Origin of the sequence: Hoeflea sp. YIM 152468, assembly GCF_029210485.1 — a bacterium.
GTDB lineage: Bacteria > Pseudomonadota > Alphaproteobacteria > Rhizobiales > Rhizobiaceae > Hoeflea.
This window is the reverse complement of record NZ_JARGET010000029.1, coordinates 306890-329853: the sequence shown is the minus strand read 5'-3', so window position 1 is coordinate 329853 and position 22964 is coordinate 306890. Positions and strand designations below refer to the sequence as shown.

Genomic DNA, 22964 nt, shown 5'->3' with positions numbered 1-22964 from the left:
AACCAATGAGCCGACTGACTGATTTCGCCTGTTTCCGCAAAGCCCGATTGTTGTTTCCGGGGGTTCTTACCTCGCTGACAGTGGCCTTGGCGGCAAAATTCATCTCTGAGCATTATGGCGCGCCGGTGATGCTGATGGCGCTGCTGATCGGTATGGCGTTCAATTTTCTTGTCGAGGACGGCGGCATCTGCGTCGCCGGCATCGAGTTTTCCTCGAAAGTGCTGCTGCGCTTCGGCGTGGCCTTGCTCGGCCTCGGCATCACCGTACAACAGATCGCCTCAACCGGCTCGGAAGTGTTGCTGATCACGCTCGGCGGCGTGGCGTTGACGATTGCCCTGGGGCCGGTGCTCTCGCGCGGACTCGGTCGCGGCACCCGCTTTGGGCTGCTGATTGGCGGTGCGGTGGCCATATGCGGCGCGTCGGCGGCGCTGGCGATTTCCTCTGTTCTGCCGAAAGGCGAGACACTGGAGCGCGACACTGTTTTTACCGTTATCGGGGTGACGGCGTTGAGCACGCTGGCGATGATCCTCTATCCGATCATTGCCGAACTCATGGAATTGTCGGACGTCGCCACCGGCGTCTTTTTCGGGGCCACGATTCACGATGTTGCGCAGGTTGTCGGCGCCGGCTATTCGGTCTCGGACCAGGCCGGCGAAACCGCCACTTTTGTCAAGCTGTTGCGGGTGGCGCTGCTGGTGCCGATCGTCGTGGTTCTGTCATTTGTGTTTTCCGGCTCGCGCGAGCCCGGCACCAGGCGGTCGCTGCCGATCCCGTTCTTCGTTATCGGTTTTGCCGCCCTGGTGGTCGCCGGTTCCTATGATGTCGTGCCGGTCGAGGTCAAGGACGGGTTGCTGGCTTTCTCGCGCTGGTGCCTGGTGGTTGCGATTGCCGCACTGGGCATGAAAACCTCGCTGCGCAAGCTCGGCGATGTCGGCGGCAGTGCCATCGTGCTCATCTGCACGCTCACCGGCATTCTGGCGGTGTTCGCGCTGACGGCGATCAAATTCCATATGGGTTGAGACGGGGTGGCTGGGTTTTTCAATGCCGGACCAGGTCAAGCGTCCGGTATCGCGCCAGGCTCTCCGGCAGTTCATCGAAGCCCAGGCCGGGCGCGTCCGTGATGGCAAAAACCCCCTCCTTGCACATGCCGTCGGGAAAGAAGGCGTCGCGCAGCGGATTGGTGTTGATGTCGACCTCCAGGAGGCCGTCGCTGCCGACAGCCGCGAGCAAATGGCCGGAGGCGATCAGGCCAATGCCGCCGCCGAGAAAATGCGGGCAATAGGTCCGTCCGCCGGCGCGAATGGCCTGTCCGATCCGGTGGCAGCCGGTGATGCCGCCCCATTTGGCGACGTCGGGCTGGATGAAGCCGAGATGGCCCGCCTCGATGGCGGCGTCGAAATCGTCAAAGCCGGTGATGTTCTCACCGGCAGCCAGCTTGATGCGGCTGGAATTTGCCAGTTCCGCCCAGTGCCCGGCTGGCATATCGGCCCGGATCGGCTCTTCCAGCCAGCCCAGCCCGAGGTCGCCAGCCTGAGCGACAAAGCGGAGCGCCTGCCGCAGATCCCAGGCCTGATTTGCATCGGCGAACAAGCGCTCGCCATCGTGCCGCCCGGCACAGAGCGCGCGCAGCAGGGTGAGGTCGGTGTCGGCGTGAAAGCCGATCTTTACCTTCATCGCCCGGTAGCCCAGTTGTCTCACCCTGGGCACAATATCGTGTGCCGCGCCGATATGAATGCCGCTGGCATAGGCGGGCACGGCCCTGGCCGCGTCCGGATTGAGATGGAAAGCCAGCGAGACGCCTTTGCGGCGGGCGAAGAGATCGTGCAGAGCGGTGTCGAGCCCGGCAATCACCTGCGCGAAGGGGCCCCATTCGCCACATTGCAACGCCCGGATATGGGTTGTGGTCATCAGATGCTGGAACAGGTCGGAGGCGGCTTCAGCCCGAAAGCCGATCACCAGATCGGCGATGTCTTCCATCAACAACCGCGCCCGGTGCTCGGCGCCGGCTGCGGGCCAGTTGGCAAAGATTTCGCCCCACCCGAAAGCCCCCTCTGCATCGGTGAGCCGCACGAACACCGCCGGGCGGTTGGTCATGGCGCCGAACGACGTCATCACCGGAGTGGTGACCGGTACGCGGTAGGTGGAGACTTCGACGCGGGCAATGCTGATACCTGTCACCAGAAAAACTCCCTTGCAAGCAGGACCGTGCCGGAGATGAACATCAGGGCAATGATCAGCCGGCGGAATTGATCGTCATTGAGCCGTTTGAAGGTGATGATGCCGATCTGGGCGAAGGTCAGCGTCACCGGCAATGTCACCGCGAACAGCTTCAAACTATCAAAACCATAGACGCCTTTGATTGCAAATCCGACCGCCGTGAGTCCCAATACGATGACGTTGAAGGGTTGCAGCACGGCGCGGATTTCCGCCTTCGGCCAGGGCCGCATCGAACACCACATCGTCGGCAGTGCCCCTGAAAGCGAGGCGGCGCCGCCCAGAACGCCACCGAGAAATCCAACAAAGCCGTCAGCGATGGGGGTCGGCCGCTCGAACCGGGGCAGGGCGCTGCGCAGCGAGAAGAAGCCGCCATAAAGAATCATCATCGCGGCGATGACCAGCTTGATCACCAGCGGTGGAAAAACAGACAATGCCGCAATGCCCATCGGAATGCCGACCAGAGCAGGCATCAGAAAGCGGGCCAGCCGCCCGGGATTGTCGAGCACCGAGCTCCGTACCACCCAGACGCCCTGCAGCCCGCTGATCACCGACATAAGGGCGACCAGGGAGACGGCTTCAAGCGGCGGCAGGATCTGCAGCCAGAAACCCAATGCGAACATCGCGGTGCCGAAGCCGGCCAGACCATTGACGAACCCTCCGAGCGCGGCGCCTGCGGCCAGTATGGCAATGAACTCAAGTGTCACTTGGGGGCGGTGTCCTCAAAGTTCTGGGCGGGAATGCGCCGATCCGGACCGCTTCGAGCAGCTTGCCGTGAATTTCCTCTATCACCCGCGCCTTGGTGGTGTCGCCGCGGCTGATCAGGCCCAGATGGCGCACGGGGCCGTTGGGCAGCGGCAGACGTTTCAGCGGCAACGGGTTGGCGTTCTGGAAACAGCGGCGAGGGGCGATGGAGACGCCGAGATTGCACAGCACCATGGTGGAGATCGCCTCCAGCCCTTCCAGTTCCATGCTGTCGTGTACATCGATCTTCTGATCCTGCAGCCAGGTTTCGATCAGGCTCCCGACCACCGCGTCACGGCTGAAGCGGATGAAGGGGTTGGACTTGAGCAAATGCACCGGGTCGTTGCTCTCGGTTTCCAGCGAGGCCAGCAATTGTAGCGGCTCTTCCGCGACTTGGAGCCAGTTGAGACCGCGCGGGATGAGCTTTGGTCTGGAGATCACAGCGGCGTCGAGGTGGCCGCGTTCCACCTGGTGCAGCACCTGGGTGGTCAGGCCCGGCTGGACGGCCACATGCAGATCGGGGAAGGCAGATTTCAGCAGCGAAATCGTCATAGGCACCAGGCCGGCAAGTGTCGTCGGCACCGCGCCAAGCAGCAGGTCGCCCCTCAGCCCGTCGTCGCCGAGTACGGAGGGAACCAGATTGTCATAGGCGCGCACCACTTCGCGTGCCTTCGCCACCAATGTGCGGCCGACCGGCGTGAGTTCCGGGGTCCGCTTGGAGCGGTCGAAGATAACAATTTCCCATTCTTGTTCCAGCGCTTTCATCTGCTGGCTGACAGCGGCATGCGTGACGAATACTGCGTCGGCGGCAGCGCTGAAAGTTCCGTGCTCCGCCACCGCAAGAAGCGTTTTCAGCAATCGTATCGTCATCGCTCTTCCAGAATTAATGTAAGCAAAATCTACACAACTTGTAACCATTTGTGGCTTTTTACAAATGTGACTTACCAATATGGTTTTTGCAATGGCTTACTTGGTTGAACGAGCGACAAATCTGCCCGGACAATCCGCGGATCATGCAACTGGGAGGAAGACATGAACTTAACAAAACTAGGCATGGCGTGCGCACTCACGCTCGGAATGATGACGACGGCGGCTCTGGCCGAGTATCCTGATCGCCCGGTCAACATGATCATCCCCTACGGCGCGGGCGGCGCCACCGACATTTCCGCACGCGCAATCGCCGAGGCTCTGACGGAAGCCGCTGGCACGCCAATGGTGATGTCCAATGTCACCGGCGCCGGTGGCGCCACCGGGTCGGTTGCGGTGCAAAACGCCAAGGGAGATGGCTACACCATGCTGTTCGCCCGGGTTGGCTCGCATACGGTCAATCCGGCGATGAAGGCAACGTTGCCGTATACGCTCGATGATTTCCGCTTTGTCACTGTCTATGAGATCAACCCGGTCGTCTGCGCGGTGACGCCGGCCTCCGGGATCACTTCGATGGATGATCTGATTGCCAAAATCAACGAGGGCGGCGTTTCCTATTCGTCGTCGGGGGTCGGATCGCTGCTGCAATTGGCAGCGGTGATGGTGATGAAGGAATTCGGCATCGGCAATCCGCTCGAGGCGACGGTTCACATTCCGCAAAAGGGGGGCGGCGCGGCGGCAACGGCTGTGCTCAACGGCACCGTCACCTTTATCTGTACCAACTCGTCCGCCCTTGCCGGCTTTGTCGCCAATGGCCAACTCACTCCGCTTCTGGTGACCACGCCAGAGCGGCTGAACGGCTTTGATGCGCCCACGGCGGCCGAACTTGGCAAGCCAGCGCTCGAACAGCTTGTCGGCTGGACCGGCATTGCCGGCCCGGCGTCGCTGACCGATGATGTCGCGACAAAATGGGGCGAGTGGATGGCCACTGCTGTCCAGGACGAGAAATTCCTCGCGGTCATGGAAAAGGCCGGTTCGGTCATCGAGCTGATGAGCCCGGAGGAAGCCAAGGCTTTCATCGACGGTCAGTATCAGACCTTCCGCAAGCTGGTTGATGATCTCGGCATGCGTATCGAGGGATAGTTCTATCGCCGGCTGTGATTGAAGAATGCGTCGGATCAGGTCAAGATCCGGTGCATTCTGCGACGGGGAGGAAGCTAAGGTGCACGATCGGACACTCCACATTCAACTGGGCATCGGGGCCATCGTCGCAGCGGCTTTCCTGCTGCTTGTCGCCATCCCGGTCTGGGTTTCTTCGCCCAGCAATGTTCCCAATATCATTCTGTCTCCGCTGTTCTGGCCCTGGGCGCTTGCTGGCCTGACCGGGATCACCGGTTTCGGCATGATCCTGACGTCGATCCGTCAGCCCGCAGCCACCAAACCCGAGGTTTGCGATGTCGATGACGCACCAAAGGCCTGGGGCCGTCTTGCCAGCATCGCCGCCGTCATGGCTGTCACCATGCTGATGCTTCCCCGCATCGGCATGGTCTGGACCTCGATGCTGGTGTTCGCAGTCACCGCATTTCTCGTTCGCACCAATCATCCGAGGATTGCGCTGACCAGCGCGGTTCTGGTGCCGCTGGTGCTCTACGCATTCTTTGCCCATGTCGCCGGTGTTGCGGTTCCGCAGGGTGATTTCGTGAGGCTTCCGTGAGTTTTATCGACAATCTGATGATGGGTCTGTCGATGGTCGCCAATGTCGGGAGTTTCCTTGCGCTCGGCACGGGTGTTGCGGTCGGTGTGTTCGCCGGCGCGATTCCCGGAATGTCGGCCACGATGGCCGTGGCGTTGACCTTGCCCTTTACGTTCGCGCTGCAGCCGATAACCGGCATCCTGTTGCTGCTCGGCGTCTACAAGGGCGGTATCTTCGGGGGCTCCATTCCCGCCATCCTGATCAAGACGCCGGGCACCCCGGCCTCCTCGGCCACAGTCCTTGACGGTTATCCGCTGGCGGAAATGGGCCAGGCCGGCAAGGCACTCGGCATGGCGCTGTGGGCTTCGTGCACGGCTGACTTGATTTCCAACCTGGCACTGATCCTGTTTGCCGGTTTTCTTGCCTCCTTCGCGCTCAGTTTCGGTCCGCCGGAGTTCTTCACCCTGATGCTGTTTTCGCTGACCATCATCGCCGGCGTGTCGGGCGAAAGCCTGTTGCGTGGCGCACTGTCGGCAATGCTCGGCCTGTTGCTCGCCACGGTTGGCCTCGATCTGATCTATGGCACCAACCGGTTCACCTTCGGCAATGCCAATCTGATGGGCGGACTCAACTTCATCGCTGTGCTGATAGGATTGTTTGCCATTCCCGAAATCATCGCCATGGTCTGGAATCCGAAGGTCTTTGATGGTCAGAAGCGATCGATGGGCAAGAGCTGGGTGTCCTTCGCCGACTACAGGCGTTGCTTCAAGTCGATTGTCCGCGGCAGCTTCATCGGCGTCTTTCTGGGCGCCATCCCCGGCATCGGCGCTGCCCCGTCAGCCTTCCTGTCCTATTCGGAAGCACGGCGGACGTCACCCAACAGGGACAAGTTCGGCAAGGGCGAACTCGAAGGTGTCGCCGCCGCAGAGGCGGGAAACAACGGGGTAGCCGGTGCGACCCTGATCCCGCTGCTGGCGCTGGGAATTCCAGGTGACGTCATCACGGCCATAATCATTGGCGCGTTCATGATCCACGGCCTTCAGCCGGGGCCAATGATGTTCATTCTCAATGCCGACATCATCTATGCCTTGTTCATCGGCCTCATTGTCAGCTCGGTTTTTCTGTTCTTCATCGGTTCGGTGGCCATCCACGGGTTCAAGTATGTTGCCGACATTCCGCGCGGCGTTCTGTTTCCGGCCGTGCTGGTTCTGTGCATCTTCGGCGTGTTTGCGGTCAACAATTCGATCTTCGATGTCGGCGTCATGTTCGCTATGGGCTGGGTCGGTTATTTCATGCTGCGCTATAGAATCCCCGCTGCCCCCTTTCTCATTGCCTTCATCCTCGGCCCGCTGCTGGAGGACAATTTCCGCCAAGCCATGCTGATGTCGGGCAGTTCGCCGGTGATCCTGTTCCGGGGGCCAATCACCTGGTTCTTCTGGGCACTGACGGTGATCACGGTGTTTGCCATCATCCGGGCCGGTATCAAGGCGACGCGCAGACAGGGGCCGCTCAAGGTGGAAAGCCAGACATGATGCGCTGTGCCGGTTCTTACTGGTGATTGCTGCAACTGCTGGAGAATGAAACAGGCATGACCCGACGGGTCAGAGCCGGACAAGGATGAATGCAATGCGTGGTGCAGACCTTCTGGTGCAGACCCTGGGCCTGGCCGGAGTGACGAAAATCTTCTCGTTATCGGGCAACCAGATCATGCCGGTCTATGATGCCTGCCTCGATGGGGGCATCGACATCATTCACACCCGCCACGAGGGCGCTGCGGTGTTTATGGCCGATGCCTGGGCGCAGCTGACCGGTGAAATCGGTGTCGCCCTCGTGACCGCTGCGCCGGGAGCCGCCAATGCCATGGGACCCCTGTTTTCGGCCCGGCAGTCGGAAAGTCCGGTGCTGCTTTTGACCGGAGATTCGCCGCGCGGCCAGGACGGCAAGGGCGCCTTCCAGGAGTTCGATCAGGTTCCGATGACGGCGCCGCTGACCAAATTGTCGATGCGCGCCGAATCTGCGGCCACGCTTGGTGACACGATCGCGCTGGCGATCCGCACCGCGCTGTCGGGCAGGCCGGGACCGGTGCATGTGGCGTTGCCTTTCGACGTCGTCGAGGCGGATTGCGGTGGCGCGTCTCTGCCCTCTGCGGCGGCGATGGCGCGCGACCATGGTGGCATGAACGACACCGATCTGGACTCCATCATCGAGATGCTGGCGGCGGCGGCAAGGCCGTTGGTGCTGTGCGGTCCGGCCTTGAACGCCACCCGCCAGGGCACGGTGCTCACCGCCTTGCAGGATGTGCTCGACGCGCCCGTGGTCGCAATGGAGAGCCCGCGCGGGCTCAGGGATCCGTCACTCGGGAATTTTGCACGGGCACTCGAGCGGGCGGATCTGGTGATCTCGCTGGGCAAGCCGATCAATTTTACCCTCGGCTTTGGCGCGACTGCGGTTGCCGGGGCCGATTGCCGTTGGATAGTCATCGACAGCGATGCCGCCGAACGCGCCCGTGCGGCCCTCAATCTCGGTGACCGGCTTGCGCTGGTGATCGACACCAACCCGCTCGATGCCGCAGACCAACTGATGGATGCGTGCAAGGGAGCGGAAGCCCGCCGGGGCTGGCGCGGCGAGGTGGCCGGGCTGATTTCCTGCCGCTGCTATGATGTCGCCGCGCCGGGCGCCGATGGCAAGATCACGCCGGCGCAACTTGCCGCTGCCGTGCAACGACAGATCGAAGCTGCCAATGAAGCCGTTCTGATCTGCGATGGCGGCGAATTCGGCCAATGGGCGCAAGCCGGCACCCACGCCGCCGAGCGGATCATCAACGGACCATCGGGTGCAATTGGCGGCGGGCTCTGTTACGCGCTCGCGGCCCGCACCGCGCGTCCTGATGCCACCGTATTCGCGCTGATGGGCGACGGCACCGTCGGCTTCCATCTTGCCGAGTTCGAGACAGCGGCGCGTGAAAATCTGCCTTTCATTGTGGTCATCGGCAATGATGCCTGTTGGAACGCGGAGCATCAGATCCAGTTGCGCGACTACGGCCCGGACCGGCTGATTGGCTGCCAGCTCAGCGGCGCGCGGTATGATCGGGCGGTGGCAGCGCTTGGCGGACATGGCGAGTACGTTACCGATCTTGCCGATCTCGATGCTGCGCTCGGCCGGGCCGTGGCGTCAGGCAAGGTGGCTTGTGTCAACGTCGTCATTGACGGCCAGCCAGCCCCGAGCGGATCGGCGCACTGAGAATCGCCGCCGGTTGCCTCGGCCTGGGAACAGGTGGCTCCCCGGGAGCAATGCTGAGCAGCCAGCCCGGCGGTTCATGGCCAGTTGTGGCCTGCCAGTTTTCAGCGGCCGCGCACCCGGTTTGCAGCACCGGATCAATCTCAGCCCTGACATGCCGCTTGCGCCCACATTGGGTGACAGATTTTTTTTGGGTTTGACTTCGCTGGCGAAACCGGCCGAAATACCTGCTTGGAAGACTGATTTCAGCAAGCCATGGTGGCGCGGATTGGTTCCGCTTGAGCGTCCTGCGCTCCGGCGTGGACGCTTGATGCAGATAAGCGGCCTTGGAAGAACAGAGATGGCGAGTCGCCTGTCGCGTCCAGATGGTCGCGCGGCTCTGCGGAGGATGATGTGAATGATGGGTGTTGGCGAAGGTGAAGCGTCGTGATTGATCCGCGCAAACGAGACTTTCTGACAGGCTTGTTCGAGACAGCGGTTGCGCGCGCCGACCCCCGGCGGGCACTGCGTGATGCGCTGCCACCAAAACCCAAGGGCAAAACCGTGGTCATCGGTGCCGGCAAGGGGGCCGCGCAACTGGCGGCTGCGTTTGAAGACCTGTGGGATGGTCCGCTGACCGGTACGGTGGTGACGCGGTATGGCTATGCCGCCCCCTGCCGGACAATCAAGGTGCTTGAGGCCAGCCATCCGGTGCCCGACAGCGCAGGGCTTGCCGCATCGGAGGCCCTGTTTGATGCCGTGTCAGGTTTGAGCGAGAACGACCTCGTCGTTGCGCTGATCTGTGGCGGCGGGTCGGCGCTTCTGCCGGCGCCTCCGGACGGGCTTTCGCTTGCGGATGAGCAGGACCTCAACCAGGCGCTGCTCGCATCGGGTGCCCCGATCGGGGTGATGAATGCCATCCGGAAACATGCGAGCCGCATCAAGGGTGGACGGCTGGCTGCTGCGGCCGCGCCCGCCAAAGTGGTGTCGCTGGTTGTGTCCGATGTGCCCGGCGACGAGGCCTGTCAGGTGGCGTCCGGCCCGACGATCCCTGATCGCGTCACGCTGCCGGAGGTTCTGGCGATGGTGTCAGCGCGCAACATTGCGCTGCCTGAAAAGATCCAGGCCCATCTTGCCGCGGGCAAGGACTTGCCGCCGCGTCCCGACGATCCGGTGTTCGCCAGCAATGAGGTTCGCGTTATTGCCTCGGCGCGATTGTCGCTGGAGGCGGCTGCCGAAATGGCCAGGCGTGCCGGCGTTGATGCCGTCATTTTATCGGATGCAGTGGAAGGCGAAGCCCGCGATGTCGGCTTGGTTCATGCTGCCATTGCCAGGGAGGTGGCGAGCCGCGACCGGCCATTCACCAAGCCGGTGGTCATCCTGTCGGGTGGAGAGACAACGGTGACCTTGCGGGGCAAAGGCAAGGGTGGACGCAACACCGAGTTCCTGCTGTCCTTCGCCGCTGCCATCGACGGGATCGACGACATCGCCGCCGTTGCGGCCGATACGGACGGAATAGACGGTTCGGAAGACAATGCCGGTGCTTTTGCCGACGGCGGCACGGCGCAGCGGCTCAGAGCTGAAGGTCTGGATCCGCTTGCGCATCTTGGTTCGAACGATGCCTGGACCGCGTTCAACGCGATCGGCGACCTGTTCGTGCCCGGGCCGACCGGGACCAATGTCAACGATTTCCGTGCGATCCTAATCGGCAACCTGCCTGATTGAAGCTGAACTGCCTGATGGTCGCGCCGCCTCTCCTTCACGCGCCGGACTTCTGCCATTTGCCGGTCGAAAATGGTGTCATGCACCCGACAATTGCTTGCGGACGCTGTCGAGCAGGCGGCGGTGGATGTGAGAGTGGCGATTGCGCAGATGCATCGCCACGTAAACCGACTGGGGGATGCTCGGCGCGTCCTCGATGAAGCCGAAGCCACCGGTCGCCACCATTTCCGCAGCCGAATCCTCCAGAACGTAAGCCGTGCCGCCAAGCGCTGTCAGCAGACCGCAAACGGTGATGTTCTGGCCGCTCGACAAGGGCGCCTCGGCGAGTCTGGCGACCACCTGGCGGTGAACCTTGTCAAAAGCAGGTGAGTAGTTGGTGAAGATGTAACTTTGCGGCTCGATGTCGGCGATGCGCCGAACATTTGAGCTGATCATCCGGTAGGCAAGCTCGCCGATGAGTTCGTGATGCAGATCGGGCAGGTTCTTCGGCGTGAACATGATCGACAGATCGATCTCGCCCGCCAGCAGATCGATGCTCATCTGGTTGGAGAAATCGAGTTCGATGTAAAAAGCGGCGTCAGGCAGCACCTTGCGGAAACCGGCGACCCAATCGGCGATGTGGCTTGAGGCCAGATCATGCTGCATGCCGATGCGCATCGATTCCGAAAAATTGCCGGTGTTTTGAACCGAGCGCCGGGCTTCGGTCCATTGATGACGCAGGGTGCGGGCGTGATCGAGCAGCCGGTATCCGGCAGGTGTCGGCTCGGTTCCGGCGCGGCTGCGGGTGAACAATCTGCGCCCGAGTGTTGTCTCAAGCGCGTTGATTCGACCCGAGACCGTGGACTGGGTAAGGCTCAAGCGCTCGGCTGTGCGATTGAAGCTCTTTGTCTCCATCAGGTCGAGGAATGTTTCAATCAACTCGATTTGCACAGCGGCTCTCCCCCCAAAAAATGTTGCTTTGCACCCTAATCGGATTTTCCGATTAATAAAGGCATTCTGACGGAATTGCGGATTGGCAGAACCGGTCAGATACTCCTGCACAGCAGCTGTTTGCGGGAGAGTGGTGTGAGTGAGATTGCAGCGCATGCGCGGGTTGTCATTATCGGAGGCGGCGTGGTCGGGGTCTCGGCGCTTTATCATCTCGCGAAAGCCGGGTGGACCGACTGCGTTCTGCTCGAGAAAAACGAGCTGACGGCGGGCTCTACCTGGCATGCAGCGGGCAATGTGCCGACATTTTCTGCGTCCTGGTCGATCATGAACATGCAGCGTTACTCGGCCGAACTGTATCGCGGGCTGGCCGATGCCGTCGAGTATCCGATGAATTACCATGTCACCGGCTCGATCCGGCTCGGCCATTCGAAAGAGCGGTTGCGCGAGTTCCAGCGGGTCGCGGGGATGGGCCGCTACCAGGGCATGGATCTCGACATTCTGGCGCCCGGCGAGATCAAGTCCCGCTATCCCTTCGCCGAGACCCATGATCTCACCGGCGCGCTCTACGATCCCTATGACGGGGACATTGACCCGGCGCAACTGACCCAGGCTTTGGCCAAGGGTGCGCGCGATCTGGGCGCCAAAATCTATCGCTTCTGCCCGGCTATTGGGGTGCGCCGCGAAAACGACGAATGGCTGATTTCGACCGGCAAGGGCGACATTCGCTGCGAATACGTGGTCAATGCGGCAGGCTATTATGCCCGCGAAATTGGCAAGATGTTCGGCCGTGACATGCCGATGATGGTGATGAGCCATCAGTACATGCTGTTTGACGAGGTGCCGGAACTGGCAGCCTGGAGCAAGGAAGTCGGCCACAAACTGCCGCTGATGCGTGACGTCGACAGTTCCTACTATCTCAGGCAGGAGAAGAACGGCTTCAATCTGGGCCCCTATGAACGCAATTGCCGGGCGCATTGGGCCACGCCGGATGACCCGATGCCAGCCGATTTCTCGTTTCAGCTGTTCCCTGACGATCTCGAACGGCTGGAGTGGTACATCAATGACGCGGTCGAACGGGTGCCGCTCTTGGGCACCGCGGGGCTGACCAGGAACATCAACGGGCCGATCCCCTATACGCCGGACGGCAACCCGCTGATCGGGCCAATGCCCGGCGTGCCGAATGCGTTTGAGGCCTGTGTCTTTACGTTCGGCATCTGTCAGGGCGGCGGTGCGGGCAAGGTGCTGGCCGAATGGGTGATGGAGGGTGAAACCGAGTGGGACATGTGGTCTTGCGATCCGCGCCGCTTCACCGGCTTCTGCGATCAGGACTATGCGACCGCCAAGGGCATGGAAGTCTATGGCCACGAATACGCGATGCATTTTCCCCATCATGCCTGGCCCGCTGGCCGCAACAAGAAGCTCTCGCCGGTGCATGACCGGATCGCGAGCCTTGGCGCTCAGTTCGGCGCCTACAATGGCTGGGAGCGGGCCAACTGGTATGCGCGGCCTGGCGACGACGTGAGCGAGGAGGCGACACAGACATGGAACCGTGCGGGCGCCTGGTTCGAGGCGGTCAAGAGCGAATGCCTGGCAGTGCGGGACGCGGCGGGCATTCTCGATCTGCCGGGATTTTCGCGTTTCCGGGTCGAAGGCGCTGGCGCGCGCGACTGGCTCAATTCGCTGATCACCGGCACAGTGCCGGCACCTGGCCGCATCGGGCTTGGCTATTTCGCCGATGCCAAGGGCCGCATCGTCACCGAGATGTCGCTGATGGCGCTGGATGAGAATTTCTTCTTCCTGATCACGGCCGCGACGGCGCAATGGCATGATTTCGAATGGCTGACCAAACATCTGCCGGGTGGCACCGATATTGTCATCCAGGATGTCACCGAGGCGTTTTCCTGCCAGATCCTGACCGGACCGAAATCCCGCGAAATCCTGTCCGGCATCACTGATGCCGATTTGAGTAAGCCATGGCTAACGCATCAGTCAGCGCAGATTGCAGGCGTCTGGTGCCAGTTGGTGCGGGTCTCCTTCGCCGGTGAATTGGGCTGGGAAATCCATTCCAGGATCGAAGATACAATGCGGATCTTTGATGCCGTGATGGACGCTGGCGAACCGCATGGACTCAGACCGTTCGGCATGTTCGCGCTCAATTCGCTGCGGCTGGAAAAAGGCTACCGCGCCTGGAAGGGTGACCTGTCGACCGACTACACCATCCTGCAGGGCGGCCTGGGCCGCTTCGTCAAATGGGACAAGCCGGACTTCCTCGGCAAGCCGGCGCTCGAGGCGGAGAAGCAGCGCGGGGTCGCCAAGCGGTTCGTCACGCTGACCGTCGAGGCCGGCGAATGCGATGCACCCTACATGTCGACGCTCTGGCACGGTGGCAAGGTGGTGGGCGAAACCACATCCGGCGGCTGGGGTCACCGGATCGGCAAGTCGATCGCGCTCGGCATGCTGCGGGCCGATCTGACGGAGCCGGGCACCGAGCTTGAAGTCGAGATATTCGGTGAGCGGTTCCCTGCCATCGTGCAGGCTGACCAGCCATTGTGGGATTCGAAAAACGAGAGGATCCGGGCATGAGCGTTACCGTCCCCGACAAGGCCCGCGCGGTCATCGTCGGTGGCGGGGTGTCGGGCTGCTCGGTTGCCTATCATCTGGCCAAGCTCGGCTGGCGCGACATCGTGCTGCTCGAGCGCAAGCAACTGACCTGCGGCACCACCTGGCACGCAGCCGGCCTGATCGGGCAATTGCGGGCGTCGCTCAACATGACGCGGCTCGCCAAATATTCGGCCGACCTCTACGTCAAGCTGGAGGCCGAAACCGGCGTTGCCACCGGCATGCGGCAATGCGGCTCGATCACGGTGGCGCTGAGCGAGGCGCGCAAGGAGGAGATCTACCGCCAGGCCTCGCTTGCCCGGGCTTTCGACATCGATGTGCAGGAGATCGGGCCTGACGACGTTCTGACGATGTATCCGCATCTCAATGTTTCCGATGTCACAGCAGCGGTGCATCTGCCGCTCGACGGGCAATGCGATCCGGCCAATATAGCCATGGCGCTGGCCAAGGGTGCGCGGATGAACGGTGCCCGCATCATCGAAGGCGTCAAGGTGACGGCGATCACCAGTGCTGATGGAAAGGTCACCGGGGTCGACTGGCAGCAGGGGGAGAGCAACGGGTCGATCGCGGCTGACATCGTGGTCAATTGCGGCGGCATGTGGGGCCGCGATCTTGCAGCCCAGTCCGGTGTGACGTTGCCGCTGCATGCCTGCGAACATTTCTACATCGTCACCGAAGCGATTCCGGACCTGACACGACTGCCGGTGCTCCGCGTGCCGGATGAATGCGCCTACTACAAGGAAGATGCGGGCAAGATGCTGCTTGGCGCCTTCGAGCCTGTCGCCAAACCCTGGGGCATGGGCGGCATTCCGGAAGATTTCTGCTTTGACCAGTTGCCGGAAGATTTCGACCATTTCGAGCCGATCCTCGAACAGGCGGTCAACCGGTTGCCGCTGCTTGCCACCGCCGGCATTCATACCTTCTTTAACGGACCGGAGAGCTTTACCCCGGACGACCGCTACTATCTGGGCGAAGCGCCGGAGGTCAGTGGCTACTGGGTTGCCGCCGGATACAACTCCGTCGGTATTGTCTCGTCGGGCGGCGCAGGATTTGCGCTGGCGCAGTGGATCAATGATGGTGAACCGCCGTTTGACCTGTGGGAAGTCGATATCCGGCGGGCGCAGCCGTTCCAGAAGAACCGGCACTATCTGCAAAGCCGCGTCACCGAGACCCTCGGTCTGCTTTACGCCGACCACTTCCCCTACCGGCAGATGGAAACCGCACGCGGCATCCGGCGGTCGCCAATCCATGAACAGCTCAAGGCGCGCGGTGCCGTGTTTGGCGAAATGGCCGGCTGGGAGCGGGCCAACTGGTTTGCCGATGCGGGTCAGGACCGCGAATACTCATACGCCTGGAAGCGGCAGAACTGGTTTGACAATCAGAAGCGCGAGCACACAGCGGTGCGCGAGGCCGTCGGCCTGTTCGACATGACCTCGTTCGGCAAGATCCGTGTCGAGGGGCGGGATGCGCTGGCCTTTGTGCAACGGCTCTGCGCCAATGAGATGAATGTCGAGCCGGGGCGGATTGTCTACACCCAGATGCTCAACACCCGGGGCGGTATCGAGTGCGATCTGACGGTCACCCGGTTGTCGGCGACGGCGTTTCTGCTGATTGTTCCGGGCGCCACGCTGCAGCGGGATCTGGCTTGGCTGCGGCGTCATCTGGGTGACGAATTTGTCGTCATCACGGACGTGACTGCGGCGGAATCGGTCCTGTGCGTCATGGGCCCCGATGCCCGCTCGCTGCTGCAGGCTGTCAGCCCGAATGAATTTTCCAATGCGGCACAGCCGTTCGGAACGGTGCGCGAAATCGAGATCGGTATGGGCCTCGCCCGCGCTCACCGCGTTACCTATGTCGGCGAACTCGGCTGGGAACTCTATGTGTCTTCCGACCAGACCGCCCATGTGTTTGAAGCGCTGGCGGAAGCCGGCGCCGATCACGGGCTGAAACTCTGCGGGCTGCACACGCTTGATTCCTGCCGCATCGAAAAGGGCTTCCGGCATTTCGGCCATGACATCACCGATGAGGATCACGTGCTCGAAGCCGGTCTCGGTTTCGCAGTCAAAACCCAAAAGGGTGAGTTCATCGGTCGTGACGCGGTATTGCGGAAGCGCGATGAAGGGCTGTCGCGCCGGCTGGTTCAGTTCCAGCTCACCGATCCCGAGCCGCTGCTGTTCCACAACGAGGTGATCGTCCGCGACGGCGAGATCGTCTCGATCATCACGTCGGGCAATTACGGCCATCATCTCGGAGGCGCCATCGGGCTTGGCTATGTGCCCTGCGCGGGCGAGAGCGCGCAAGAGCTGCTTGGCTCCACTTACGAAATCGAGATTGCCGGGGAGCGCCATGCAGCAATTGCGTCCCTCAAACCGCTTTACGACCCCGGCTCGCTCCGCGTCCGGATGTGACCTGAAATCTTCTTTGGACCTCAAGGAGACCACGATGGAAGCCGCACCTGAAACCAACACTGCACTTGAGTCTCCCCCGGTTGAAAAGCTGAGCCGCCGATCTGGCGGCCGCGCCAACCGGGTTGCGGTCAGGACCGCGCCGCTGGCCGACAGTCTGAGGCCGATCCGGGCCGGGATGAGTGGTGGGCAATACTCGCCGCTGTCCCATGCCAATGTCCTGCGTATTCACCAGGCAGCGCTTGACGCGCTGGAAACCATCGGGCTTTCCCAGGCGCCGCCATCGGGTGTTGAAATTCTCACCGGCGCCGGGGCGATCCTCGGCGATGACGGGCGGATACGGTTTCCGCGCGCGCTGGTTGAGGACATGCTGGCGCTGGTCAACAAGGACCTGGTGCTGTTCGGCCGGGATCCCAAACATGATCTCGATCTGTCGGGCACCCGGGTCCACTACGGCACTGCCGGTGCCGCGGTGCATGTGGTTGATATCGAAAACCGGAGCTACCGCGAATCCACCGCGCAGGATCTGTATGACGCGGCACGGATCACCCACGCGCTCGACAATGTCCATTTTTTCCAGCGCGCCATGGTCTGCCGCGACGTTGTCGACAATTACGAGATGGACATCAACACCATCTACGCCTGTTGCGCCGGCACCACCAAGCATGTCGGCACCAGCTTTTCCGATCCGTCGCATTTGGAAGGCTGCATGGAACTGATCCACATGATCGCGGGTGGCGAAGCGGCCTGGCGGGCGCGGCCATTCGTGTCGAACTCCAATTGTTTTGTGGTGCCGCCGATGAAATTTGCGGAAGAGAGCTGCATCACCATGGAGAAGTGCATCCGCGCCGGCATGCCGGTGCTTCTGCTGTCTGCCGGGCAGGCGGGCGCCACAGCGCCGCCGTTGCTGGCAACCGCGATCGTGCAGGCGGTGGCCGAATGCCTGGCGGGTGTTGTCTATGTCAACGCCATGGCGCCGGGTCATCCGGCCGTGTTCGGCACCTGGCCGTTCGTGTCCGATTTGCGCTCGGGCGCAATGTCGGGCGGTTCGGGCGAACAGGCTCTGCTGACGGCGGGCTGCGCCCAGATGCACCGGTTTTACGGACTGCCAGGCGGCGCTGCCGCAGGCATCGCCGATGCCAAGCTGCCGGACATGCAGGCAGGCTGGGAGCAGGCGATTTCCAACACCATGGCAGGGCTCAGCGGCCTCAACATGGTTTATGAATCCGTCGGCATGCACGCCTCTCTGCTCGGCTTTTGCATGGAATCCCTGGTGCTCGGCGATGATCTTCTGGGACAGGTGCTGCGCTGCGTGCGCGGCATTGATGTCACCGAGGACGGCGTCAGCCTTGATGCGATGCGCGAGGTCTGTCTTGAAGGTCCCGGCCATTATCTCGGCCATCCGCAGACACTGCAGGTGATGCAGACCGAGTATGTCTACCCGGCGGTGGCTGACCGGACCAGCCCGAAGGAATGGGCGGAGACCGGCAAACCGGATCTGGTGCAAAAGGCCATCGCACGCAAGAACCGGATTCTTGCGGAATCGTCGGCACCCCAGCTTGACCCGGCGGTGGATGCGGCAATCCGGGCGGCGTTCAATATCTATGTGTGAAGTCAATTCGATGACGTTCAGGCGCTGATCGACCACCGACAGGTTTGCGTTACTGATCGAGAACATTTGGGAGCACTGCGATGCGCTACGGTTTTATCGGTCTGGGCAATCTTGGTGGACATCTGGCCGCGAGCCTGTTGCGCGAAAATTTTGATGTCACGGTCACGGATCTCGACCCGAAGCTGGGCCGGCGCCATCTCGGCATGGGCAAGGGGTGTCTCTGGGCCGACACGCCGGCGGAGCTGGCGCGCGGCTGCGATGCCATCATCACCTGTCTGCCGTCGCCGGCGGTGTCTGAAAAAGTGCTCACCCAAATGCTGACCACGGCCCGGCCCGGAACAACCTGGATCGAGATGTCGACCCTGGGCCGCGACGACATTTTAAGGCTTGCCACGGTCGCGTCGGCAAACGGCGTCGAAACCATGGAAGCCCCGGTAACCGGCGGCGTGCATCTGGCGGCGCAGGGCAAGATCACCGTGCTTGCCGGCGGCGAGGCGCATCTGTTCGACAAGCACAAGCCTGCGTTTGAGGCCATGGGTGACAAGATTTTTCACATGGGGCCGCTCGGCTCGGCCTCGCTCATCAAGGTGATCACCAACATGCTGGCCTTCATCCATCTGGTGGCCGATGGCGAAGCCTTGATGCTGGCCAAGCGCGGCGGCCTCGACCTGAGGACCGCCTGGGAAGCGATCGCCGCCAGTTCCGGCTCCAGTTTCGTGCACGAGACCGAGGGGCAGCTCATTCTCAATGGCAGCTATGATGTGGCCTTCACCATGGATCTGGCGCTCAAGGATCTCGGGTTCGCAATGAATTTCGGGCGTGAGTTCGGCGTGCCGATGGATCTGGCGGGGTTAACCAACCAGGCCTTCGTGCGTGGCAAGGCTGCCTATGGCGGTCAGGCGCAATCGACCCAGATCGTGAAATTGCTGGAAGACGCCCTCGAAACCGATCTGCGTGCGCCGGGTTTTCCATCCAGACTTGAATAGAGCGCCATTGCGCCGCACATATCTGGGACATCATCGCTGTCAGGAGCGAGACTGATGTCGATCAATACGCGTGTGCGCCTCGTGATGCATGATTGCCTGGCAATAGCTGCGAACAGGAGATGTCATGTTCAGAAATGCCGTCCAACTATTCGAGATATTCGGCTTCAAGCTCAAGGTCGATCCCAGCTGGCTGCTGATTGCGGCGCTGATTGTCTGGAGCCTGTCGACGTCGTATTTTCCGGGTATTTTCCCCGGCCGGAGCAGCACGCTTTACATCGTTCTGGGCATTGTTGCGATGCTTGGCATGTTCACATCATTGATCCTGCATGAATTGTCGCACTCGCTGGTGGCGCGATCTTACGGATTGAAAATAGGCGGGATCACGCTGTTCATATTCGGCGGCGTGGCGGAGCTTGAGGAAGAGCCGCACGATCCGAAGTCGGAATTCCAGATTGCCATTGCCGGGCCGCTGATGAGCCTGTTTCTGTCCGCCCTGTTTTATGGTCTGGCACATCTGGCTGCCACCGGGACCGAGATCGGACTGGTGGGTGCCGTGTTCGGCTATCTCGGACTGATCAATCTGGTGCTGGCGGTGTTCAACATGGTTCCCGCGTTTCCGCTTGATGGCGGACGGGTGCTCAGAGCCGCGATCTGGCATGTGACGCAAGACCTGATGCGGGCCACGCGCATTTCCAGCCGCATCGGAACAGGCTTTGGTCTGTTCCTGATGCTCACCGGCGCCCTTGCGGTTTTTTCCGGAGGTGGGATTGGCGGCTTCTGGCAAATCCTGATCGGCTTTTTCATTCTCAATGCGTCGACCGGCAGCTATCAGAATCTGCGGGTCAAAGCGGCACTGCGCGGCAAGACGGCCCGAAGCCTGATGAGCGAACGGGTGCATACGGTTGATCCCGACACGTTGATCAGCAGTCTGGTTGACGATGTGATGTTGCGCCACGGGGTCAGCTTTGTGCCGGTCATTTCAGGCGAAAAATTGCTTGGTTATGTCGATGCCGCCGGAGTGCGTTCGGTCGACAAGCAGGAGCAGGCGGTGCGGCGTGTTGCCGAGATCCTGGTGCCAGCGGACCCGGACAATACAGTTCAGCCGTCGATACCGCTCAATGCGGTGTTCAAACAGATGGCCGCCTCATCGCGGCGCAAGCTGATGGTTGCGGAGGGAATGCACCTGGTGGGCGTGATCTCCCTGTCCGACCTGATGCAGCATCTGGCGCTCGAGCGGGAGCTTGGCACGGCGCCGTGACCCGGCAAACCGCTGCCGCGATACACGCTTGTGTAAAGCCTGTCGCGACGTCCGGGGTCCGGAAGGCGGCCGGATGGTCTGTTGCTCGAGGGCGTCTGGCGCAAGACTGCGGCTGGCGCTTCAAGCTGTCTCGTGAATCGCACGAGGCTCTGGCGGGTATCTGTGCCGTTTGTCTCCTGCAGGTCGATGTGTCAGCTTCATCGCGGGCTCGGCAGGGTTACTGATTTGCGCCATTGCGAGAGAAACCGTGCCCGCTTGGCGCGGTCAAGTGAGACCAGCAGTGCCGGCGTCAGCGGGATCGGTCTGAGCGCCAACTCATCGTCACCACTCAATCGTGCCAGTGCCGCCGGACCGTTTAGCGGTGTGAGCAGCCGGGTTTCGCCGTCAAGGATCGCCCGGCCTTGTGGCGACAGCGCCAGTTCCAGAAAGGCGCGCGCCGCAGGCGCGTCGCGGGCTTCGCGCGGAATGTAGCCGGCTCGGGACAGCACCAGCGTATAGTCGCTCGGCAAGATGACGCCGATGCGTTCATCGCTTTCGGCGCGAGACAGGGCATAGGAGCCCAGCACATTGTAGCCGACAAAGGCGCGGCCATCGGCAACCCGGTCGATGACTTCCGAGCTGCAGCAGAAGGTGGCGACGCTGTTGCGGCCGAAGCCTTCGATCAGCCGGCCCCAGGTGCTCGCTTCGGTGGAATCCTGAAACGCGAACAGGTATCCGACGCCGGAGTTCTCGATGTCATAGGTGGCGATGCGTCCGTTGAGTTTGTCCGACTGCCGCATCAGATCGATCAGGTCGAAGCGGCTGTGTGGAGGGCCCTCGGCAGCGAAGGCTTCCTTGTTGTAGACCATCACTGCCGGCTCATAGGTCAGGCCGATCAATTCGCCGCGCCACTGCGCCCAGTCCGGCAGGCTTGTCAGCACCGGTGTTCCGATAACACGCGCGCAGCCGCCATTGACCAGCCGGACCTGCTGGGCGATCGAGGACGAGATCACCAGATCGGCGAAAAAGTTGGCGCTGGCACAAGCTTCCGACACACTTTTGTCGAGGCTGTTTGAGGTGTCCTGGATATAGGTGACGGACATGCCCGGATTGATCGCCTGAAAGGCCGATATCAAGGGCTGCATGAAATCGATGTCGGTGACACTGGCGATAACAAGATCCGAGGTGGTGCTGCCGATGGCGTCAAAGCGCGTGACGGTTTCTGCAGCGTGCGACAGACCCGCCAGGCCAGCAACGAGGCTGATGGCGGTTGTCAGCACGAATCCCGTGAGCCGTTTCATTGGGCAATTTCCCCCTCGGAAAACGGTGCAGCCGGGGCAGTGAGCGGCAGCTCGATGCCTACCTCGAAAGTGTCACCTGCTCCACCTGCGGTCCGCAACGTCCCCTGGTGGAACTCGGCGACTTCAGCAACAATTGCCAGGCCGAGACCGGCGCTTTGGGCGTTGGAGGGGTCCCGCGCGAAACGCTGCCCGATTCGCTGAAGCTGATCGGGGCTCATCCCCGGACCCTGATCGTGGGCTGCAATCAAAGCTCTGCCTTGACTGGTAACACTGACCCGCAAGCAGACCGGCGGCCTGCCGTGGGCGAGCGCGTTGGTGATCAGATTGCGCGCCGCTTCGCGCAAGCTGAAGGCGTCGCCTGCCACCATCACCGGATCGGCGGGCAGGTCAAGTTCGATGCCTTCGGCGCCGCCGGTTCTACGGGCTTCGCGTTCAGCCTCCACGGCCACACGCCTCAGATCGATCTGTTCCAGCGTGGCTGAATCAGCCCTGTGAGTGACCAGCGCATGAGACAGCAGTTGATCCGTCAGGCGGCTTACGCCGATCGCCCGGTCACGGATGCGCCGTTGCAGCGCCTTGAGCTTGCGCGGGTCCGTTTCTTCCATGGCCAGTTCGGTTTTGGCCCTCAGTGCCGTGATCGGAGTCCGCATCTGATGCGCGGCGTCGGCAACAAAACCCTGCATGGCGCTGACGCGCCTGTCGAGCCGGGCCATGAAGCGGTTGATGGCGGCGACCAGAGCCTCGACCTCGCGCGGTGTGGTGGTGGAAAATGGTGTAAGATCCTTGGGGTCCCGGGCCAGCAGTGCGCGTTCGATCCGGCGTAGCGGACTCAAAGCCAGGTGCATGGCCAGCAGCGCCAATGCCAGAGTAACCCCGCCAGCAACGATGACACCGATGATGGCGCGCGCAACAATTTCGTTTGCCAGTTCGGCGCGGGCACGCAAGGTTTGCGCCACAATCACCGTAATCGGGCCGCGCACCGCGCGTTCCGCAAGAAACCGCTGCATCTTGATGGCGCGCACCGCTTCGCCGGAAAACACGGTGTCATAAAGCAGCGGATCGGACTCGCTGCCGGAGGCTTCGGGCAACGGAAAGCTCTCGTCCCCGGTCAATGTCTCGCCGTCCGGTGCGATGATCCGGTAAAATATCCGGTCTTCGGCAGCCAGCGACAGCAGGCCAAAGGCCGACAGCGGGATATCGATCATGGTCTCGCCTTCCACAACACTGATGCGCTCGGCGATTTGCAGGGCGGCTCCGGTCAGCAGCCGGTCGAAGGCGCGTGTGGCGGCGGTTTGCCCGTAACTCAAGGCGGCCACAACCGTGCCGGCTGCAGCAAGTGTGAGCAGCAGGGTGAGCAGCACCGTCAGCCGCCATGCAATGGAACGAAACCGGCCGGCCGGCAGAGATGGCATGCTGTC

17 protein-coding genes are annotated in these 22964 nt (G+C 61.9%); 11 read left to right on the top strand and 6 right to left on the bottom strand.

The window, feature by feature from the left end:
* The first annotated feature begins 5 nt into the window (after window positions 1-5).
* Window positions 6-1019, top strand: coding sequence for a YeiH family protein (locus PZ897_RS16650; RefSeq protein ID WP_275753639.1), 1014 nt, complete (start codon window positions 6-8; stop codon window positions 1017-1019).
* Between the two features lie 19 nt (window positions 1020-1038).
* On the opposite strand, the gene PZ897_RS16645 is transcribed toward PZ897_RS16650, so the two are convergent.
* Genes PZ897_RS16645 through PZ897_RS16635 form a run of 3 tightly spaced genes read right to left on the bottom strand, consistent with a single transcriptional unit; the run spans window position 1039 to window position 3828 of the window.
* Complete coding sequence (locus tag PZ897_RS16645) at window positions 1039-2178, bottom strand: mandelate racemase/muconate lactonizing enzyme family protein (RefSeq protein WP_275753638.1); 1140 nt, start codon at window positions 2176-2178, stop codon at window positions 1039-1041.
* Window positions 2175-2921 (bottom strand): sulfite exporter TauE/SafE family protein, encoded by a 747-nt coding sequence (locus PZ897_RS16640; RefSeq protein WP_275753637.1) that lies wholly within the window; start codon window positions 2919-2921, stop codon window positions 2175-2177. Before PZ897_RS16640 ends, PZ897_RS16645 begins: the two co-directional genes overlap by 4 nt.
* Window positions 2911-3828, bottom strand: a complete 918-nt coding sequence (locus tag PZ897_RS16635) for a LysR substrate-binding domain-containing protein (protein ID WP_275753636.1) — start codon at window positions 3826-3828, stop codon at window positions 2911-2913. Before PZ897_RS16635 ends, PZ897_RS16640 begins: the two co-directional genes overlap by 11 nt.
* Before the next feature lie 162 nt (window positions 3829-3990).
* Here PZ897_RS16635 and PZ897_RS16630 point away from each other — a divergent pair, with 162 nt between their 5' ends.
* From PZ897_RS16630 to PZ897_RS16610, 5 genes are all read left to right on the top strand, one after another.
* Window positions 3991-4968 (top strand): tripartite tricarboxylate transporter substrate binding protein, encoded by a 978-nt coding sequence (locus tag PZ897_RS16630; RefSeq protein WP_275753635.1) that lies wholly within the window; start codon window positions 3991-3993, stop codon window positions 4966-4968.
* Window positions 4969-5047: 79 nt separating this feature from the next.
* Window positions 5048-5539, top strand: a complete 492-nt coding sequence (locus PZ897_RS16625; RefSeq protein WP_275753634.1) for a tripartite tricarboxylate transporter TctB family protein — start codon at window positions 5048-5050, stop codon at window positions 5537-5539.
* Window positions 5536-7050, top strand: a complete 1515-nt coding sequence (locus PZ897_RS16620) for a tripartite tricarboxylate transporter permease (protein ID WP_275753633.1) — start codon at window positions 5536-5538, stop codon at window positions 7048-7050. Before PZ897_RS16625 ends, PZ897_RS16620 begins: the two co-directional genes overlap by 4 nt.
* A gap of 94 nt (window positions 7051-7144) precedes the next feature.
* Entirely contained in the window at window positions 7145-8758 is a 1614-nt protein-coding gene (locus tag PZ897_RS16615; protein WP_275753631.1) for a thiamine pyrophosphate-binding protein, read from the top strand.
* 426 nt (window positions 8759-9184) lie between these two features.
* On the top strand, window positions 9185-10459 hold the full coding sequence (locus PZ897_RS16610) for a glycerate kinase (protein ID WP_275753675.1): 1275 nt from the start codon (window positions 9185-9187) through the stop codon (window positions 10457-10459).
* Between the two features lie 75 nt (window positions 10460-10534).
* Here the strand turns inward: PZ897_RS16610 and PZ897_RS16605 are convergent, their stop codons facing one another.
* Entirely contained in the window at window positions 10535-11386 is an 852-nt protein-coding gene (locus PZ897_RS16605; RefSeq protein WP_275753630.1) for a LysR family transcriptional regulator, read from the bottom strand.
* A gap of 135 nt (window positions 11387-11521) precedes the next feature.
* Between PZ897_RS16605 and PZ897_RS16600 the strand changes: the two genes are divergently transcribed.
* The 5 genes from PZ897_RS16600 (at window position 11522) to PZ897_RS16580 (ending at window position 20266) form a co-directional block, all read left to right on the top strand.
* Entirely contained in the window at window positions 11522-13969 is a 2448-nt protein-coding gene (locus PZ897_RS16600; RefSeq protein ID WP_275753629.1) for an FAD-dependent oxidoreductase, read from the top strand.
* Window positions 13966-16413 (top strand): FAD-dependent oxidoreductase, encoded by a 2448-nt coding sequence (locus PZ897_RS16595; RefSeq protein ID WP_275753628.1) that lies wholly within the window; start codon window positions 13966-13968, stop codon window positions 16411-16413. Before PZ897_RS16600 ends, PZ897_RS16595 begins: the two co-directional genes overlap by 4 nt.
* A 34-nt stretch (window positions 16414-16447) precedes the next feature.
* Window positions 16448-18022 carry a trimethylamine methyltransferase family protein gene (locus PZ897_RS16590; protein WP_275753627.1) on the top strand — a complete coding sequence of 525 codons (1575 nt, stop codon included), beginning with the start codon at window positions 16448-16450 and terminating at the stop codon, window positions 18020-18022.
* A gap of 80 nt (window positions 18023-18102) precedes the next feature.
* The gene (locus PZ897_RS16585) at window positions 18103-19008 is read left to right on the top strand and encodes an NAD(P)-dependent oxidoreductase (RefSeq protein ID WP_275753626.1); all 906 of its coding nucleotides are present in this window, start codon (window positions 18103-18105) and stop codon (window positions 19006-19008) included.
* A 124-nt stretch (window positions 19009-19132) separates the two neighbouring features.
* On the top strand, window positions 19133-20266 hold the full coding sequence (locus PZ897_RS16580) for a site-2 protease family protein (RefSeq protein WP_275753624.1): 1134 nt from the start codon (window positions 19133-19135) through the stop codon (window positions 20264-20266).
* A 197-nt stretch (window positions 20267-20463) separates the two neighbouring features.
* Here the strand turns inward: PZ897_RS16580 and PZ897_RS16575 are convergent, their stop codons facing one another.
* Both PZ897_RS16575 and PZ897_RS16570 read right to left on the bottom strand, forming a co-directional pair.
* Window positions 20464-21546 (bottom strand): ABC transporter substrate-binding protein, encoded by a 1083-nt coding sequence (locus PZ897_RS16575; RefSeq protein ID WP_275753623.1) that lies wholly within the window; start codon window positions 21544-21546, stop codon window positions 20464-20466.
* A complete protein-coding gene (locus tag PZ897_RS16570) occupies window positions 21543-22958 on the bottom strand; it encodes a sensor histidine kinase (RefSeq protein ID WP_275753622.1) in 1416 nt (471 codons plus the stop codon). The genes PZ897_RS16575 and PZ897_RS16570 overlap by 4 nt, the downstream gene beginning before the upstream one ends.
* Between the last annotated feature and the right edge of the window lie 6 nt (window positions 22959-22964).